An 18,840-nucleotide genomic window follows, 5' to 3' on the forward strand; every position below is an offset into this window, starting at 1 on the left:
TGAATGCCAGAACTTAAGTGATATACCCAAGATGAAAATCTTGGGTATTTTTTGCATAAAATATTGATGAATATGGCGGAGAATGAAATGAAATTTAAAAACGAAAATTCTTTAAAATGTAAAATAGATGAATAAGTATTGTAATAAATGACACTTAGAATAATAAGAAAAAACACTCCGAAGATGCCGCTGCATGTCGTTACCCTGAACCCGAAGAAGTTCAAGGTGGACGCGACGCATACTTGCTGGGTTTCCCATTCGAAGATGGGCATACACTCTAAATATGCAGAACACAATCCGTAGATTTAAGTATCGGCAGGGATATAGACGCGCTGGCGAACACCTCAGAGATAGAGTAAGTATAACCAATAATGAGGTGTTGGCAAATCCTCAATGTGCAACAACTGTAAAGTTAAATCACAAATGTTGATAGTTTATTCAATTTAATAGGAAATTAAACCAAATCATTGAGGTCTTCTAAAATAGTCGCCAGCAAGCGATCACAATGTGCATACTCTTGCAAGGATTTGTTCATTGAAAGCACTTCCTGCATCAATTCAAGTGCAACCATAATAATCAGTTTACTCGGCTCAACACGGGGTGCTTTACGGCGAAAATCATCATATTTTTCATTTAACAATTCAGCTGCACGTTCTAAACCAGCTTTTTCCTTTTCTGTGGTTGCTAAACGAAAATTATGACCCAGCACACGCAGTTCAACGGCAATTTGTTCACTCATGATTAAATATCCTCATTTGCATCGGCTGGGTGAGCAAGCTGTTGAATTTCTTGCGCATGCTGATCTTGAGCAGTACCTAAAATTGCAAGACGCTGAATAATGGCTTCAACTTTGGCTTTAGCATGTTCATTTTTTTGTAACAATCTTTCACGTTCCTGTTGCAAGCCCTGAATTTCCTGTTGAGCAACACGGTGATCATTTTGCATTTTTTCTTTAATGACACGTAATTCATTACGTTCAGCCAGAATTTCCTGAAAACGGTTTTTAAGATCGGTACAACTTTTTTCCAAACGGCTATAGCGGTCTGCTAAAGCAGCTGCATCACTATTCAGTTGCTTGAATTGCGATTGGGTTTCGCTTAATTGCTCACTCAGATTATCTATTTCTTCTTGTTTTTGGGTAATGATGCCATTTTTTTGCACAATTTGGGCATGATAGTGCTCGTTGGAATCTGCTTTTGCAGCATTAAGTGCAGCATTTTCACTTTCATAATGCGCAAGTCGCGTTTTTAAAACGCCAATATGCGCCTGTAGACGCTGTAATTCTTCTAACATATCGTGGTCGCACAGTATCGCAAACAAAGGTAATATATAAGAAGTATAGAGATTGGATAAGCGAATGCAAGACGATATTTCAGGTTGGTCGGAATGGCACCACAATTTTTCAAAAATTGAAGAGATTTCAAGCCCAAGTGAGTTACATGGGTTACTAACGGGTATTGTTTGTGTTACTCAAGCACCGACCGGTGATGAATGGCAACAAATTTTAGCCACGCTTGAAATTCCTGCGCTAGAGCAGCAGGTTTTAGAGATATTAGCCGATGAAGCAGAAGATATTGCCCATGCTTTATCTGAAGATGAACTCGACTATTTACCTTTGCTTCCGGATGATGAACACGTTCTTGCGGATCGTGTACAAGCCTTGGCGGACTGGTGTGCCGGGGTGGTATTGGGATTTGGTCTGGCATCAGGACATATCCGTCCGGATGAAATGGAACTGATTGAACATCTGCAAGATGTGGCAGCGGTTGAATTTGATGAGTCGGATGATGACGAAGAAGGCGAAGAAAGCTATCAGGAACTTTACGAATTTGTGCGCTTGATTCCTGTGAGCCTGTCATTGGGGCGTAAAAAAGTGGAAATTGCAGAAACTCCATTGCTGCAAAATATCCAGCCGCAGTTGCAAAAAAATAGCGCGACTACAGAAGCCAGCAGTGTTGTTGAAATGTTTACCCCGCATCGTCCGAGCTAATTCGGACGATTGTGTTCAAGAACAGATCCTTTAAAAGTTATCACCTACTCATAAAAGACAAAAGTACACTTAATGATGAAACTGACTCAAGCAGATTTTCAGGAACGTCGTGACCGCCTGGCAGAAGAAATGGGTCCGCACAGTATTGCAATTATTGCCACCAGTCCGGTTGCTATGCGTAACCGCGATGCGGATTATAAATTCCGTGCAGACAGCAGCTTTTTCTATCTAACGGGCTTTGCAGAGCCTGAAGCAGTAGCCGTGATTGAGACTTTTGAATCGATTGATGAAGGTTATACCTATAGTCTGTTCTGCCGGGAACGTAACCGCGAGATGGAAATCTGGAACGGTTACCGTGCCGGTGTAGACGGTGCAGTGGATGATTACGAGGCGGATGAAGCCTATGCCATTGATCTGCTGGATGAAGAAATTATCGAGAAACTGCACAATAAACAAAAACTGTTTTATCGTATTGGTCATCAGGCCGATTTTGATGCCCGTGTAGCGAAATGGATTGCCAAAGCTAATGGTGAATCACGCAAAGGTACTTCGGCACCTGCGCAAGTGATTCAGCTGGACCGAATTGTCGATGAAATACGTTTGCATAAATCTGAACAGGAAATCAAGTTGATGCAACTGGCATCGGATATTTCAGCAGAAGCGCATACCCGTGCCATGCAAACGGTGAAACCGGGCATGATGGAATATGCACTTGAAGCAGAATTGAATTATATTTTTGGTAAAAATGGCTGCGTGCCTTCTTACAATAGTATCGTTGGGGGAGGAGAAAATGCCTGCATTTTGCATTATGTGGAAAATGACCAAGTGCTGAAAGATGGTGATCTGGTGCTGATTGATGCGGCTTGCGAATATCAGTTATATGCCTCAGACATCACCCGTACTTTCCCGGTGAATGGTAAATTCAGCCCTGAGCAAAAAGCCTTATATGAGCTGGTGTTAAAAGCACAACTGGCTGCGATTGATGCAGTACGTGTCGGTAATTCTTACAAAGAGCCGCACAATGTCGCGGTACGCATTCTTGTTCAAGGCTTACTTGATTTTGGCATTATGCAGGGTGATATTGAGGAAATTATCGAAAAAGAAACGTTCCGTCAGTTCTATATGCATGGTACCGGTCACTGGTTGGGTATGGACGTACACGATGTCGGTTCATACAAACTAGACGGCGAATGGCGTGCTTATGAAGAGGGTATGGTAGTGACGGTTGAACCGGGTTTGTACATTGCACCGGATGATGAAACTGTCGATGCAAAATGGCGTGGTATTGGTATCCGTATTGAAGATGATGTGGTCGCTACCGAAAATGGGCCACTGGTGCTCACCAAAGATGTGGTCAAAACAGTTGAAGATATCGAAGCATTGATGGCAAAAGCCAAAGTAGCCTAAGCGATTTTTAGGATGAAAAGCCGATCAGATGATCGGCTTTTTTATTAAAGATATGGTCTGATTGGAGCATGATTTTTAGATTTTTCCATAAAAACCAATCTTACAGTTGTGGTGTATATAATCGATGTAACTATTGCTCATCATAACAAATTCCAGATCAATTGGGTGGTTTGACTGTTTTTGATTTTCTTACGACGAGATTAAAAAATTGCAATATTTGATGTAATTCGGGTGGATATGCATTAAATGCGAAAAATGATTTTATTTACGTTTATCTCGAATAACTTAAATAAAACCAACCCAGTTAAAATTTAAAGTTTAAAAACTGACACGAATTCAACATATAAAATCGGTTTTTAGCATCAAAGCAACATATTAAATCTGCTTTTCTTCAGATAATTCTTCTGATCCTTAAATAAACTAAAGAACAGTGGGAGAAAAATGATGAGATTAAATACTATCGACTGGATTGCTTACGCTTTGGCGATTATTGGTGGCCTGAACTGGGGCTTAATAGGTGCATTCGATTTCAATTTAGTCGCTGCTATTTTTGGTGAAATGAGCGCTCTATCTAGGATTATTTATATCTTGGTCGGCTTGTCGGCACTATATCTGATTTATACAGGCACAAAATTAGGCCGAACAGTACATCATGAGCCTCAGACAAGAGTGGTGCGTTAGCAGACTGAATACAAAGCTCAATTAGAAACCTCATTAAGGCGATTTTCTGTAATTTATATCATCGTGTTATGAGAATTTCATTTGAGTCTGTAAAAAACGGAGCTTAAGCTCCGTTTTTGCTTCTACATTGCAAGCTGAAGGTTTCTGTGGGGGAAGCTTCACAGCCATATAGACTTGAAACCGATTGTTTCCACATGTTTTTTCATGGTTGAGATTTAAGCAATACCCCATGATGTTTACAGCGTAAGCGCTAAACACTTTTTATGGAGCTAAGACAGCTAGATAATCGGCTTAGTCTGGCTGAAATCCATTTATAATTGGATATCATCTAAAAGTGCAGTGCTAATTCATTATAAAAATGAATTTCTTTGAGGTAATATAAAATCAATCAAGATTATAAGTATCTCAACCTGATAGATACGACATAAAAGGATCAAAACATGCAGCAAGAAGTAATCATCGTAGGCGGTGGTATGGTCGGGCTAAGTTTAGCCTTGATGTTGGCTAAGGCAAATATTGCAGTGAAGCTGCTCGAAGCAATTAAGTACCCCAATTATGATGATGCCAATCTTGTACCCTATCATTCCAGTTTTGATGCACGTAACAGTGCCTTGTCACGCCGTAGCGTACAAATTTATCAGGAACTCGGCTTATGGAATGCCTTGCAGGAACATGCCACGCCAATTCTGGAAGTGCATATTACCGAACAGAGCAGCTTTGGCAAGGCACGTTTAAAAGCAGAACAGGAAAAAGTCGAAAGTTTTGGTCAGGTCATTGAAAATGCCTGGCTCGGCCGTGTGTTGCTAACAGAAGTACGCAAACAGCCATTGATTGAACTGATTGATGGTGTTCAAGTGACCTCACTGACCCAAGATGCTGATTTTGCTTATATCGCAGCGCAACGTGGTGAAGAAACCTTAGCTTTACAATCCAGGCTGGTCATAGCTGCCGATGGCCGCGATTCATTTTGCCGTAAAGCCTTGGGCATTGGTGCATCGGTACATGACTATGATCAAGTTGCGATAGTCACAACCGTACAAACCTCAAAACCGCATAACCATGTCGGCTTTGAACGTTTTAGCCCGCTTGGACCTTTAGCGCTGTTACCATTACCGGGTGAATACCGCCGTTCAGTGGTTTGGCCGGTGCAAAAAGGTACAGAAGGCGAATGGTTGGGCGATGAAAATGACCAGCACTTTCTTGATGCTTTACAGAAAACCTATGGTGACCGTGCTGGTAAATTCCAGAAAACCGGTCGTCGTTTTAGCTATCCATTGTCGCAAGTTTTGGCAGAAAAACAGGCCGTTGGACGTGTGGTACTGATGGGTAATGCAGCCCATACGATTCATCCGGTAGCCGGTCAGGGCTTTAACCTATGTATGCGTGATGCCTATGTTTTGCTCCGTTATTTAAGCGAACAAGTCGCACAACAAGCCGACTTAGGTGATGCAGCCATGCTGCAAGACTATGAAAAATCCCGTCTGACCGATCAGCAACGTGTGATCAAGTTCTGTGATTCGGTAGTCCGTGGCTTTAGCAATAGCAACCCTGTTTTAAAATTCATTCGTAATACCGGCTTGGTTGCTTTTGATACCATTCCAGGCATTAAACCGCTGGTTGCCAATTATGCAATGGGGTTAAAAGCATGAACCAGGTTCAATCTGATGTTTTAGATGCTGTCATTATTGGTGGTGGTCTGGTTGGTGGTCTGACTGCATTGTTATTAGCTCAAGGTGGTGTACAGGCAACAGTTTTGGATGCAGCTCCCATTCTGGATGCCGAGAAAACCAAAAGTGTTGCCAACCCGCGTGTATTGGCGCTCAGTCAGGCGACCATTCATTTACTGAAAACGGTCGGTGTCTGGGACAGGCTGGCACGCCAACAGCCATACACAGGCATGCAAGTGTGGAATAAAAATGGCTATGGTGAAATTAACTTTGGGCATGCAACAGAGCAAACGCCATCGGTTGAGCAAGCTTTGGGTTCAATGGTCGAGCCAAGTTTGTTGAACTTGGCCATTCAAGAAAAAATGCTGGAGCAGCTTCAGGATTACCGTACTCAGGTTAAGGTCACAGCTATAGAGCAGGGTGTAGGGGGAATCTGGCAGATTCACCTGGCAGACGGCACCCAATTAAAAACCAAACTGCTGATTGGCGCGGATGGTGCAAATTCCTTTGTTCGTGAACAGGCCTTTATTGATCTCGATATTCTGGATTATAAACAGGCCGGTTTGAGCTGTGCCATTCGCACTGCCCAGCCGCATCAACATGTGGCCCGTCAGATTTTTTTGGAAACTGGTCCATTGGCCTTTTTACCGATGGCCAGTTTAAAGCCGGAACAGCAAGGCTATTGGCAATCCATTGTCTGGACATTACCAGACGATTATGCAGCAGAATATGCCGCTTTAAATGATGCCGATTTTACTGTGTTGCTTACGCGTGAAAGTCATCACATGTTGGGTGAGGTTTTAGAGGCAACGCCACGAGCACAGTTTCCGCTTAAAGCACGTGCCGCACAGCAGTATGTCAAAGCCGGTTTAGCCTTGATTGGAGATGCCGCACATGTGATTCATCCACTGGCCGGTCAAGGGGTCAATATTGGCTGTCTGGACGCAGCCATTTTATGCGATGTACTGTTGCATGATTTGAAACGTGGAGTATGGGCGCATGAACAAAGCTTACAGCGCTATGAACACCGCCGTAAAGGTCAAAACGATGCCATGATGCACAGCATGTCTGCAATTGGATGGATGGAAACGACCCAACTGTTTCCCGTGGTTTGGGCACGAAATTTTGGCTTAAAACAAGTGGAGCAACATGCGGCATTAAAAGATGCCTTCATGGCTCAAGCCAACGGATTGCAGATCTTAAAAGATACACGATATGCGGTTTAAGGCTGAAAAACTGTTTTTTGTACAAATATTTATACAAGGTTACTTTTTTGATTAAAAAAGATACGATTTTTTTTAAATTGACTCTATGCGAAACCTACAGAGATTGTTAAATTTCTTCCTAGTTCGCAATCAATTCAAATTGAAGTGATAGACGTCATTTTTGGGGAGAAAGAAAGATGACAGATATGAATGACTACGATGATGTAGAAGATACTGCAGTAGATGAAGATGAAGCAAAAGCTGCTGAAAAAGGTGCATCTGACAGTGATTCAGTTGCAACTGATGGTGATGTGGCTGAAGCTGAAACACTGACAGTGACTGCTAAACTGAAACAGCGTCAAGCTCTAGAAGATGAGGTGGCTGCTTTCCTTGCGCGTGGCGGTCGTATCACTGAAGTGCCTGCAGACGAGTCAGCAAAAGATTAAGAGATTCTTTTGTCGGGTTTGGCTACAGAATAAAAAGCATCACTTTTCGTGATGCTTTTTGCTTTTCAACTGACAGTTGCTCAGACCTTATTGCTAAGTTCTAAAGCGCGCTGATACGCCACTTTCTTTTTTATTCCGGTTAAATCTGCGGCCAATTGTGAAGCGGCTTTTACGGATAAATCCTGTAATAAACGGGTCAATAGCTGGTCCAGTTTTTCCTGTTCCAGATCCTTTTCTTCAGTTGCACCGCCAATGACCAGCACAATTTCACCTTTTTGCTGGTTGTGGTCAGCTTCAATAAACTGAACCAGTTCTGCCAAAGTCATCTTTTTGATGGTTTCAAAGGTTTTGGTAATTTCACGGGCAAAACCCACGGGACGATTGGCACCAAAAACTTGGGCCATATCTTTCACCGACTCTAAAATACGATGCGGTGCTTCGTAAAAAATCAGGGTTTGGGTTTCATCTTTCAGTTTTTCCAGCTGGCTTAGACGTTGTGACTGGCGAGAAGGCAAGAAACCTTCGAAACTAAAGCGGTCACTCGGTAAGCCGACTGAACTGAGCGCCGCAATGGCTGCACAGGCACCTGGAACAGGAATAACACGAATATTGTGCTCTTGGGCTGCACGAACCAGTTTAAACCCCGGATCGCTAATCAGCGGCGTACCTGCATCACTGATCAGTGCCATATTTTCGCCATTCAGCAAGCACTGGATCAAGATGTCAATTTTATTGCTTTCATTATGTTCGTGACAGGCAGTCAGTGGAGTTGATATATTAAAGTGCTTTAATAATTGAGCGGAAGTACGTGTATCTTCTGCAGCGATGATACTTACAGACTTTAGAATATCAATAGCACGATAAGTAATGTCATCTAAGTGCCCAATTGGGGTCGCTACAACAAATAACTGAGCACTCATAAGGTTTCTCCAATGTTGAATAATAATAAAAAATTAATTGGCTTCATCCTGTATTGCATTTTCAATCACGCTCAAGCTGAAGTGCTGGTCATTTTACCCGAATCGGGACCTTTGGCGCGAGCCGGATTAAGTGTCAAACAAGGTTTTATGAGTGCTTATCAGGCATCAGAGCTGGAAACCCCCATTAAATTTGTAAACTCGGACAAAAAACCAATTGCGCAGTTGCTTAAACAAAATGTCAATAAAAAAACCAGATGGTGATTGGACCTTTAGCCCGTCAGGATGTGGAAGCTGTAATCAAGGCAAAGCCGAAGGTTCGGGTTTTGGCCCTAAATGAAGTATCCTCACAATCTGCAAAGGTAGGACAATTTAGCCTGTCCAAGCAGGATGATGCGGTGGCACTGAATCAGGTATTGCAAGATGACAAAATCAAAGAGCTTTATGTGTTGCAGCCAAAAGATGCTGAAATTGCTAATGAACTGTTTCTGATTTCTTTACTCACTCAAACAAATTACCGCCTGAATTTAATCGAAGAAGCACCCAAAAAGTTAAATAAGCATACCGGTTTATTGTTACTGGGGAATAATGCCTGGCTGAATAAGCTGCTCCAGTTGCCGCATAAAAACATTTATATTTTAGCAAATATCGTTGAACAAGGTCAGACATTGCCGGTAGGGGTGAAATTTTGTGATGCTCCTGCCTTATATGGCTCGGAATGGCCAGATGTCATCCAGGCTGTTCAAGCAAATGTCATTCCCATGGCCTATCAGCGCCTGATCGCTTTTGGTGGCGATGCCTGGTATATTGCGAGTCAGTATTTGGCTGAACCCAATTTAAAAAGTATGCAGTTTCAGGGACGTACCGGGCTAATTCAAGTTAATAATAATCAAATCCAGCGTATTCCACACTGTTATGAAAATACCAAAAAGGGAATTCGGGCATTGTTATGACAAAGCTTGCGGCACATTTAAATTTGGGACAATGGGCTGAACAGCAGGCTTTAATATTATTGCAGGCTCAAGGCTTTCAGCTACTTGTGGCAAATTATCATTGCCGTTACGGGGAAATTGACCTGATTGTACAGCAGGCTCAGGAACTGATTTTTGTCGAAGTCAAAGCACGTTCAGTCACCCAGTATGCTCAGTCCTTCGAAAGCATTTCTTTTTCCAAACAGCGCAAAATTATGAAATCGGCGCTGTGCTTTTTGCATGCCCATCCTGAATTGCAAACCTTTTATTGTCGTTTTGATGTGATTTGTTTTGATTTTCTTCAACAATTTGCAAAAACCATACAGCAAGATTTTTCTAAATTCACTTATGATCAACAATGGATTGAAAATGCTTTTACTTTTGATGAAGAGTTTATTAATCTTTGAACAAAATCATAGCGTAAATGCTGACATAAAATAGAACTGAATAATGAGGAGTCTTGCTGAGTGTTTAACCGTATTGCAATGACGTTACTGTGTGTAGCAAGTTTATCTGGTTGTGCAAGTTTTATCTCGAGTGGCACAGGATCGGCCCCGGTAGGTACAGAAAGTGGCGCCCGTTCTCTTGGGCAGGTGTTTATCGATTCCTCTATAGAACGTACTGCTAAAATTAATTTATATAAATTAGACAGTCGCTTTAAACAATCTCGTGTCAATATTGAAAGTTTTCATGGCAATGTATTGTTAACTGGTCAAGTGCCGGATGCACACTTAAAACAGTTGGCTGAAGATAATGTCCGTGCCATGAGTGATGTAAAAACCGTGCATAATTACATTGCTGTGGGTAACCAGATTGGTTATAGCACTATTATGCAAGATACCACGGTAACTGCGAATACACGTGGTCTGATTATGAAAGCCGTGGTGGTGTCTGATAGCAAAGTGCGCATTCACACCGAAGATGGTGTTTTATATGTGATGGGACGTTTAAATACTGCAGAAATTAATGATCTGAATCAGGTGCTGCAACAAGTCGGCAATGTCACCAAAATTATTACTCTGATTGACAATGTGGAACAGTCCGCTATAAAGACTTCAAGTTTTAGTAGTCCTGTCGTGAATGCACAGCCTGTCGAACAGACACCAGTGGCTATTGATCCGGATCAAGCAGAGCCCATCTATGCTCAATAAGGTTGTACAAACAGTTAGAAAGGAAATCCAGCAAAAAGTAGAAAAAGTGCAAATCCTGTACAAGGATTTTCGCCTTTACGATTTTGGTAGCTATGCCTTAAACCGTTTAACCCCGCGTAAAGGCTATACGGTAATTGAAAACATTGCTTATGGCTTGAAAGCACGGCAACGCCTGGATATTTTTACCAGCGAAGTGCCGCGTGAACAGCGTGCTTTAATTGTATTTGTGCATGGTGGGGCATGGCTGCATGGAGATAAAAAAGATTACCGCTTTGTGGGAGAGGCTTTCGCCAGAGAAGGCTATGATGTTGCGGTGATCAATTATCATCTTGCCCCCGAGCATGTATTTCCCAGTTATATTGATGATCTGAGCCTGGCATTAAACTATTTGACTCAGCATCAGTCCAGATACAATATTCAGACGGAAAAACTGGTATTGATGGGCCATTCAGCCGGTGCATTTAATGTCATGTCGGCACTCTATCATCCGACACCTTACCTTTTGCAATGCCGCAGCCAGATTCGAGCCATTATTGGTTTGTCTGGCCCTTATCATTTTGATTATAAAGATGATCCGATCTGTGCAGATGCCTTTGACCAAAGCGTACCTTATCAACAGGTGATGCCTTATTATTTTGTTGAAACCAATACCGTGCGACATTACCTGTTTTTAGCGGCAAATGATCAGGTGGTTGGTCACAATAACTCCGAAGATCTACATCGTATTCTGCAGGAAAAGGGTAATCATAGCCAGATGATTACCATCCCAGGTACTGGACATGTGTCCATTATGGGCTCTGTTTCCAGTTTGTTCAGTCGCTATTTCCAGACCAAGAAACAAATTTTGGCGGTTCTGGATGAAGCTTTAAAACCCTAGTTTACAGCCATTCACGGGTGTCATCTGCTACGGGATGACCTTCGGTAATATGTTTAATCATGGCGTAGGCAATACTGCCTTTAAATGGAATTTCAGGCAGTTGATCCATTTTAAAGAATTGCGCGTCACTAATTTCTTCTTCCTGAAGCTTGATGTCACCGGAAGCATATTCAGCCCGAAAAGCCAGCATCAAGTTACTCGGGAAAGGCCAAGGCTGGCTGGCAAGATACTGGATATTTTTTACTTTTAATCCCACTTCCTCAAAAGTTTCACGGCGTACCGCTTCTTCCAGTGTTTCTCCTACCTCAACAAAACCGGCAATCAGACCATACATATTACTTTTGTTGTTGGCATTTTTAGCCAGCAGAATTTCATCTTGACCACGGGTAATGATGGTGATGACGCAGGGCTGTACCCGCGGATATTGATGATAACCACATGCTGGGCAAACCATGGCATATTCAGTCGCATGGGCTTCAGTTGGATGTCCACAATGACTACAGAACTTGTGGTTGCGGCGCCATTCTAACAGCTGGATGGCACGACTGGCGGCTTCAAACTGTTGGGTATTCCACAAGGTTAACAATTGACGGATAGGAACCAGTTGCAAGCCTGCTGGAATAGGCTCATTTTCCAGAAGGTCACGGGCAATCACCTGATCACCCGTGTTGAAGTGAAGGTCACTTGCTAAACGTTCTACCCGAGGGAGCTGAAAGTTTTCATCGACTAAAAGTTGATGTTGATGGAAGATATAAGCAAGTGACAATTCAGACATTAGGCAACAGTTTTCAGTTTTTCGCTACTTTGCAATGCTACATCAAACATGGACTGCAGGACAGGCTGTTTCGATTTTAAATTGTCGATCAGCATGTCGGCACTGGCTAAAGTATCGAGGGTGTGGTTGATTTGTTCAGCAGTGATCGTTGCAGAATTTTCAATTTGCTGTTGAATAAAGGTCGCAGTCGTATTCAATGAAGTTCGACCCGATTCGGCATTTAAGAACAGCAGGGCACCGCCAATTTCACGCAATTGGGTTGGAATATTCTCAAGCGCAGCCAGATTTTGATCTTGCAGGTACTGCATCAAGATTTGGCTGGAAAGCTCAATCACGGCTCTAGTTTCGTTCAGTAAAGCCTCATGTGCTTCATCTAAACGGTCTAAAGAAATGTTCATATTATTTACACGAAGTTGTAAACGGCTTGAGGTGTAATGGCGTTCAAGGACTCCAATTGAGTTCATTGCTGACAAAATGCAATTCATCAACTGCTGTGCAAAATTTTCATCTTTTAAGATATCACCTTGGCTGAGTGATGCGGCCTGACGCGATAAATCGTTATATGCTTCATTCAGGTTCAATACTTTAAAGATATTGGCAAGATTGAGTAACTGAGCTTGTAGTTGCTGCGTTTTCTCAGCGGTCATGTTTTGATAGTTGAATTCTATATCATTACGAATTTGCGCCATTTCTGTGGTCACAAGTTCACTAATGGTATGCATGGTATCAAAATCAGGACCATAAAGATGGCGGCTAAATACCTGCAATTGGGTATCGGTCAAATGATCTTCACCAATGTTTAGCTGGCTACGGATATGTTGAGCCGTCTCATCTTCCTGACTAATACACAAGCTTAAGATGTTGGCTAGATCAGACAGACTTGGCTTGAAGCGATCTGGAGCACTAAAATATTGTGCCATATTGCGTTCAATACCGATCAGGGTGCGTAAACGTGCATCATTGATCAATAAATGGTTCACCTGATTAAATGCCACATGCACCAGATTCCAGTATTGTTTGCTTGGCGTATTTTCTGCCAGACCTGCCAAATAGGCACCGACCAGTTTGATCGCCTGCAGGTCAAATTCAGTTTCTTCCTGTTTCAGCAGCTTGTTTAAAGACAGTTTGTACAGGCGATGTACATATTGTGACTTTTCCAGACTTGGTGCTTGAGGCAGCTTAAAATCAGGAGTAATACAGTCCAGTAATGGCTCGATATACTGACCTTCATGGCTAATCGGTTTACCCAGCACAATTTCCAGACGATTCAGGGTTTCGAGCAGGAATTGTGGAATTTTAACTTCGCGTAAGCAAATAAATTCGATGTAACGTTTCAACATGGTGGTGCCTTCACTTAGGGCCACCACTTCCTGAGTATTAATTTGCGCAAGATTCTGCATAATCTTGCGCATTAACTCTGCTGAGTACTGGGCAATTTTAGCCAGACTTTGCATATCAATGAGCGCAAGCACCTGGGCACATTGTTCAAACTGATTTAGTGCATCGTCAATACCAAAGGGTAAAGTGTGGTCTTCTGCCAAAGAACTCACCGCTGATTCAACTAATTTAATGGAGTTATCAACCTCATTTTTTATTATCAGCAATGCAGTCGGGTCAAAATGAATAGAGGTTTGGTAAGAAGACATGGATCTGCACCTTTCCTAGTGTTTTATCTGTTTATGAGTAGCCCGTTCAAGGCCAAACTTCTTTACGTTTAACTATAACGTAACTGTTAAACGTTTAAATACAAAAAACCACTAGAAATGTAGATTTTATTTTGCAAAAAGACAAGCTGTTCCATGTTTTTCTTCAAATTGTTTGACCCAATTCTCATGTTCTGCTAATTCTTCGGCTGAAGGTAAAATCACAGGCAGCTCTATTTGTACAGTGGAGCGGGCTGCTTGACTCTGTTGTTGCTCGGCTTCGGTCAGGGTATCCATATCGAAAGACACCTGACCGCCGGTCATGGCTAGGTAGACATCAGCCAGAATTTCGGCATCGAGTAAGGCACCGTGGAAAGTACGGTCACGCTGCGGAATTTCATAACGGCGCACCAAAGCATCGAGAGAGTTCTTTTGTCCCGGGTGCTTGTTCTTGGCCATGGCCAAGGTATCGGTCACTTCACAGACTTCCGATAAGGTCACAAAGCCTGCACGTTTGAACTCCATATCGAGGAAGTTCATATCGAAGGTGGCATTATGCGCAATAATTTCTGCACCTTTTAGGTAGTCAAACAGCACATCGGCAATTTCTGCATAAAGCGGTTTGTCTTTCAGAAACTCATCTGAAATACCGTGAATATTTTCAGATTCACCCACCGGTTTTTGCGGGTTGATATAAATATGAATCGAACTGCCAGTCAGTTTGCGGTTGACCATTTCAATCGCGCCCACCTCAATAATCCGGTCCGTGTCCTGAAAATAGAAACCGGTGGTTTCGGTATCCAGAATTAGCTGGCGAGGACCATGAACTTCTTTGCTTCGTGGCGTAATCATGATATGCGGGTGCAGGGGTTTATCCGAAGCAGTCGTAATGTTAGGTACAATCGTGTCCAGATCTTCACTTTGTTCCTGCATACTATTTGCCTGATCGGTTTCTTGTTCTGTGTTTTCTAACAATGTGCTTTCTAAGACTTCACTTTCTGAAGGCTCATTTACTAAAGACTCATTGTCTAAAATTTCATTGTCATCTTGCAGCTCGGCTTCCATCAGGTCGAAACCAAAGGGGTCATCTAACAACCAGTCTTTTTCAGCTTTTTTTTTATCCAGCATGTCGGCTTGTTCTAAAACAGTTTCGGCAGATGATAATAGATTTTTCATGGCTTTTAAGGTTTGATCGGCGCCCCGATTGGCCAGTTGATCGGCCATCTCATTACCCGGATGTCCGGCATGACCTTTGATCCAGTTCCATTCAATGTCACGACCCTGACAAGTCGCATCCAGTAATTTCCACAGGTCCGGATTTTTGACATCTTTCCAGTTTTTCTTTTTCCAGCCATGAATCCATTCGGTAATGCCTTGTTTGACATATTTGGAATCGGTCCAGATGATCAGTTTGGCATCGTGTGGACAAAACTGAATACCTTCAATTGCCGCGGTGAGTTCCATGCGGTTATTGGTGGTTTCCGCTTCTCCGCCACACAGTTTATGCTTTTCCGATTCTGTAATGATATATGCACCCCAACCGCCTAAACCAGGATTGCCGCGACACGCGCCATCGACATAGAGAGTGATTGTTTGAGTCATATAAACCAAATCCGAACGCTAAAATGAGAGTCAAATAAACCAAGTGATTGGCATATTGTATAACGCAATTTCACTTTAAAAGTGTATTACACGGTTATTTTTTAAATTCTTGTAACATTTATAGTGAAATCGCGCTAAATTAATCCCTTGTGTCTCCCTCATGCTTCACTACAATGGCAGATCTAAAAAATAAATTTTATACGAGTTGTTTGGATTTTTTTATGTATAAACCAACCGCGATTTTGTGGCAGCCTACATTACCCAATTTTTTAAAAATAACAGTACTGGGTTCAGCTTTAGCTGCATTGGGACTGTCAGGCTGTTCTTCAAGCCAAAGTGTGACACATGGCTCAAAATCGAAAATGGTGGGTTCATCCGGATACCTGGATGCCGACAGCTTGGATTCATTGGAAGATTTATTGTCTGCAACAGACATGAGCGCAGTAGAAGGCGATCGCCTGCTGATCTTGAAACATGGTGATGTCTGGAAGCGTATGACCGTCGGTTTCAAGATGGATCAGAGCCATTGGGACTCCCGTATTGAAGCACAGCGCGGCTGGTTCATTTCCCGACAACCTTATCTGGACCGTTTAAGTGCCCGTGCTTCACGTTATCTTTATCATACGGTGAAAGAAGCGGAACGCCGTGGTTTGCCAACAGAACTGGCTTTATTGCCGATTATTGAAAGTTCCTATGACCCTGCAGCGACCAGTAGTGCAGCCGCTGCCGGGATGTGGCAATTTATCCCAAGTACCGGACGGATTTATGGTTTAAGACAGACCAGTCTGTATGATGGCCGTCGTGATGTGGTGGAATCGACCCGTGCAGCTTATGAGTTTTTAGGTGGACTATATAACCAGTTTGGTTCATGGGAACTGGCTTTGGCGGCTTATAATGCGGGTCCGGGACGGATCCAGCAGGCGATTAACCGCAATAAGGCAGCCGGCTTGCCTACAGATTACTGGTCACTGAAACTGCCTCAGGAAACCATGAACTATGTGCCACGCTTCCTGGCCGTAGCGCAAATTATTAAAAATCCGGGGGCCTATGGGGTGTCTTTACCACCGATTGCCAACCGTCCTCACTTTAGGGAGGTATCGGTCGGGCCGGTAAACTTAAATGAAGTCGCCTCCATTACCGGTTTAAGCCGTGCCGAGCTGTACCAGTTAAATCCAGGACATCGTGGGGACTGGGTTGATGAGCAAAGCCCGATGAAGATCATTATTCCTGCGGATTTAAGCCCTGCTATTGATGCAAGGCTCAAGAAACTCTCACCGAGTTCAGGTGCGCTATGGGCAAGCACGGCAAAACCCTTTACTCCGGAAAGAAGCAATCCGCCTGAGTTAAATATGCAAGTGATTAATCCGGCCAAAACAGCACCACCGGTATTAGCTACAAACACGCCTAAAAGTTCTCAGCCAGCCACTGCTACCCCAGTGAATGCGGCAAATCCTGTGGCAGTAACAAAGCCTTCAAGTAGCAAACGTATGGCTACGCCTCAAGGCCCTGATGCCTTGGCATCTTTTGCTGCAAATAGCGATATTCCAAGTGCACCACGTATTCCTGTTGCGGTGAGTCAGGTGGCGAATGTCAAGCCTGTGACGGTAGAACCTCCATTGTCTGCTGCTGAGCGTGAGCAGATTATGGCGGCAGTGAAAGCAGAAGGTGAAAATAAAACGCTAGAACAGGTACTGCAACCGGTAGCCAGTAAAGCTGAACAGGAAAAAGTCGTAGCAGAAATTAAAGCGATTGCACCGCAAGGCACCGAAATAGTCGATCCGTTTGACGGCAAAATCAAGTTAACGGCCATTCAAACCAGTTTGTCGGTCGCTGAACAGCAAGGTAAGGAGTTAACCAAAGGTTTTGCTTATCCAAAAGGTGTGGCGGAAAGTACCAAGCCTGATTCAGATGAAGCCAAACGTAACCAGGGCAAAAATTACGTTAAGACAGATACTGAAATTGTAGTGGTTGCACCGAAAGGAAAACGCAGTACCTATACCGTTCAACAGGGCGATACTTTAGCCGTTATTGCCATGAAAAATGGCCTGAACTGGCGTGATGTAGCCAAATGGAACCAGATTGATCCAAACTCTCCGCTGTACGTGGGAACCAGTATTTATTTATATGATGCCAAACCACAAAATAGTGAAAAAAATACCGAAACTTCATCATCGGCCAAGTCTAAAGCACAGCCTGAAACCTATGTAGTTCAGGCCAATGACAGTCTGACCGGAGTGGCCAGCCAGTTTGGCTTGTCGGTGAAGCAGCTGGCAGATTTCAACAATTTATCGGTCAGCAGCGGTTTACGTGTCGGGCAAAAATTATCGTTAAAAGAAACTGCTCAAAGTCATTCCGATATTGTTGAAACTAAGAACAATAATTCAAAATCCGCTGCTAAAGTGAAAACCAAATCTTATGTGGTCAAACGTGGTGAATATCTCAAACTGATTGCTGACCGTTATGCATTATCCAATCAGGAGTTGGCCGATTTAACCAGCGGATTAACTGCAGGCAGCAGTTTAATGGTGGGACAAAAAATTAATGTGCCACTGCATGAAGTAAACAGCAAGCCGGAAGAAAAAGTGAGTCCGGTTAAAATAGATCCGGTAGTTATTGAGCCATCCTATAAAACGGAAAATTATCAGGTGCAACGTGGCGATACCCTGTCGAGTATTGCAGCCAAATCGAAAATTTCCTTAACCGAACTGGCACAGCTGAATAAATTATCCAACAACAGTGGCGTTCGGGTAGGTCAAACTTTGAAGATTCCTGTAAGTTCAACTGTTCCGGAGAGTTATACCGTGCAATCCGGGGATAGTCTGTCGGCCATTTCTGCCAAATACAATTTAGGCATGGATTATATTGCCAATATCAACGGTATTAACCGCAATACGGGTTTACGTGTAGGACAGCGTTTGAAACTGACGGGTGAAGAACCTGTCGCAGCATCTAACAAAGTAGAAGCGAAAATTGAAAAAGTCAGCTTTGAAAAGAGTGATAGCCATGTAGTTAAATCTGGCGAGACATTAAGCAATATTGCGAAAAAATATCATTTACAGCTGGATTATTTAGCTGCATTGAATGGCTTAACCCGCAATTATACGGTCCGTATTGGGCAACGTTTAAAAATTGACGGGGATCTGCCAAAACTGGATGCTAAAGTGGATGAGCCTATCGCAAAAGCAGTGAAATCATCTAAAAATACCGATGCTTATACCGTGAAAGCGGGCGAGTCTTTAAATGCCATTGCCAACCGGACAGGGGTATCGGTTGCTGAATTGGCGGCGATGAATGATTTGAATGTTCGTGCCGGTTTACGTGTGGGGCAGCAGATTGTTATTCCTAAAACTGTGGTTGAATATAAAGTCAAACGTGGCGATACCCTGATTGGGCTGGCCAGCCGTTATGGTCTGGAAAGTTCCAAACTTGCAGAAATGAATGATATGCAACCCAATAAACAATTGCGCATTGGTGATGTGATTAAAGTTCCAAACTTATAATAAATGCA

Annotated in this window: 16 protein-coding genes, 1 other RNA gene and 1 pseudogene; 11 read left to right on the forward strand and 7 right to left on the reverse strand. The window is 43.0% G+C overall.

Annotated features, from left to right (window positions below):
- Positions 1-170 precede the first annotated feature (170 nt).
- The 3 genes from ssrS to JFY49_RS04715 form a co-directional block, all read right to left on the reverse strand.
- A non-coding RNA gene (gene ssrS, locus JFY49_RS04705) (6S RNA) lies at positions 171-354 on the reverse strand.
- Positions 355-454: 100 nt separating this feature from the next.
- Positions 455-739: a cell division protein ZapA gene (locus JFY49_RS04710; protein ID WP_086194931.1), complete on the reverse strand. Its 285-nt coding sequence runs from the start codon at positions 737-739 to the stop codon at positions 455-457.
- 2 nt (positions 740-741) lie between these two features.
- A complete protein-coding gene (locus JFY49_RS04715) occupies positions 742-1,293 on the reverse strand; it encodes a hypothetical protein (RefSeq protein WP_166170981.1) in 552 nt (183 codons plus the stop codon).
- 64 nt (positions 1,294-1,357) lie between these two features.
- Here JFY49_RS04715 and JFY49_RS04720 point away from each other — a divergent pair, with 64 nt between their 5' ends.
- The 6 genes from JFY49_RS04720 (at position 1,358) to JFY49_RS04745 (ending at position 7,396) form a co-directional block, all read left to right on the forward strand.
- Positions 1,358-1,990 (forward strand): UPF0149 family protein, encoded by a 633-nt coding sequence (locus JFY49_RS04720; protein WP_180176374.1) that lies wholly within the window; start codon positions 1,358-1,360, stop codon positions 1,988-1,990.
- Between the two features lie 75 nt (positions 1,991-2,065).
- Positions 2,066-3,397: a Xaa-Pro aminopeptidase gene (gene pepP, locus JFY49_RS04725; protein WP_200224079.1), complete on the forward strand. Its 1,332-nt coding sequence runs from the start codon at positions 2,066-2,068 to the stop codon at positions 3,395-3,397.
- A gap of 444 nt (positions 3,398-3,841) precedes the next feature.
- The gene (locus tag JFY49_RS04730; RefSeq protein WP_200224081.1) at positions 3,842-4,078 is read left to right on the forward strand and encodes a DUF378 domain-containing protein; all 237 of its coding nucleotides are present in this window, start codon (positions 3,842-3,844) and stop codon (positions 4,076-4,078) included.
- Positions 4,079-4,518: 440 nt separating this feature from the next.
- Positions 4,519-5,727, forward strand: a complete 1,209-nt coding sequence (gene ubiH / locus JFY49_RS04735) for a 2-octaprenyl-6-methoxyphenyl hydroxylase (protein ID WP_200224084.1) — start codon at positions 4,519-4,521, stop codon at positions 5,725-5,727.
- On the forward strand, positions 5,724-6,971 hold the full coding sequence (locus JFY49_RS04740) for an FAD-dependent monooxygenase (protein ID WP_200224087.1): 1,248 nt from the start codon (positions 5,724-5,726) through the stop codon (positions 6,969-6,971). The genes ubiH and JFY49_RS04740 overlap by 4 nt, the downstream gene beginning before the upstream one ends.
- 176 nt (positions 6,972-7,147) lie before the next feature.
- Complete coding sequence (locus tag JFY49_RS04745; protein WP_086194938.1) at positions 7,148-7,396, forward strand: hypothetical protein; 249 nt, start codon at positions 7,148-7,150, stop codon at positions 7,394-7,396.
- Positions 7,397-7,476: 80 nt separating this feature from the next.
- On the opposite strand, the gene rsmI is transcribed toward JFY49_RS04745, so the two are convergent.
- Positions 7,477-8,316 carry a 16S rRNA (cytidine(1402)-2'-O)-methyltransferase gene (gene rsmI, locus JFY49_RS04750; RefSeq protein ID WP_200224090.1) on the reverse strand — a complete coding sequence of 280 codons (840 nt, stop codon included), beginning with the start codon at positions 8,314-8,316 and terminating at the stop codon, positions 7,477-7,479.
- Between the two features lie 12 nt (positions 8,317-8,328).
- Here rsmI and JFY49_RS04755 point away from each other — a divergent pair.
- The 4 genes and pseudogenes from JFY49_RS04755 (at position 8,329) to JFY49_RS04770 (ending at position 11,312) form a co-directional block, all read left to right on the forward strand.
- Positions 8,329-9,266 (forward strand): annotated as a pseudogene (locus tag JFY49_RS04755) (penicillin-binding protein activator).
- Positions 9,263-9,691: a YraN family protein gene (locus tag JFY49_RS04760; RefSeq protein WP_180176380.1), complete on the forward strand. Its 429-nt coding sequence runs from the start codon at positions 9,263-9,265 to the stop codon at positions 9,689-9,691. The pseudogene JFY49_RS04755 and the gene JFY49_RS04760 overlap by 4 nt, the downstream one beginning before the upstream one ends.
- 60 nt (positions 9,692-9,751) lie before the next feature.
- A complete protein-coding gene (locus tag JFY49_RS04765) occupies positions 9,752-10,435 on the forward strand; it encodes a BON domain-containing protein (protein ID WP_200224093.1) in 684 nt (227 codons plus the stop codon).
- Positions 10,425-11,312 (forward strand): alpha/beta hydrolase, encoded by an 888-nt coding sequence (locus JFY49_RS04770; RefSeq protein WP_200224096.1) that lies wholly within the window; start codon positions 10,425-10,427, stop codon positions 11,310-11,312. The genes JFY49_RS04765 and JFY49_RS04770 overlap by 11 nt, the downstream gene beginning before the upstream one ends.
- Position 11,313: 1 nt before the next feature.
- On the opposite strand, the gene nudC is transcribed toward JFY49_RS04770, so the two are convergent.
- The 3 genes from nudC to dnaQ all read right to left on the reverse strand — a co-directional run bounded on the left by nudC (position 11,314) and on the right by dnaQ (position 15,332).
- Positions 11,314-12,087, reverse strand: a complete 774-nt coding sequence (nudC, locus tag JFY49_RS04775) for an NAD(+) diphosphatase (RefSeq protein ID WP_200224098.1) — start codon at positions 12,085-12,087, stop codon at positions 11,314-11,316.
- Positions 12,087-13,733 carry a chemotaxis protein gene (locus JFY49_RS04780; RefSeq protein WP_200224100.1) on the reverse strand — a complete coding sequence of 549 codons (1,647 nt, stop codon included), beginning with the start codon at positions 13,731-13,733 and terminating at the stop codon, positions 12,087-12,089. Before JFY49_RS04780 ends, nudC begins: the two co-directional genes overlap by 1 nt.
- A 126-nt stretch (positions 13,734-13,859) precedes the next feature.
- The gene (gene dnaQ / locus JFY49_RS04785) at positions 13,860-15,332 is read right to left on the reverse strand and encodes a DNA polymerase III subunit epsilon (RefSeq protein ID WP_180081400.1); all 1,473 of its coding nucleotides are present in this window, start codon (positions 15,330-15,332) and stop codon (positions 13,860-13,862) included.
- Between the two features lie 221 nt (positions 15,333-15,553).
- Between dnaQ and JFY49_RS04790 the strand changes: the two genes are divergently transcribed.
- Positions 15,554-18,832, forward strand: a complete 3,279-nt coding sequence (locus JFY49_RS04790; protein WP_200224102.1) for a lytic transglycosylase — start codon at positions 15,554-15,556, stop codon at positions 18,830-18,832.
- Positions 18,833-18,840 lie beyond the last annotated feature (8 nt).

Source organism: Acinetobacter sp. CS-2, assembly GCF_016599715.1.
Lineage (GTDB): Bacteria > Pseudomonadota > Gammaproteobacteria > Pseudomonadales > Moraxellaceae > Acinetobacter.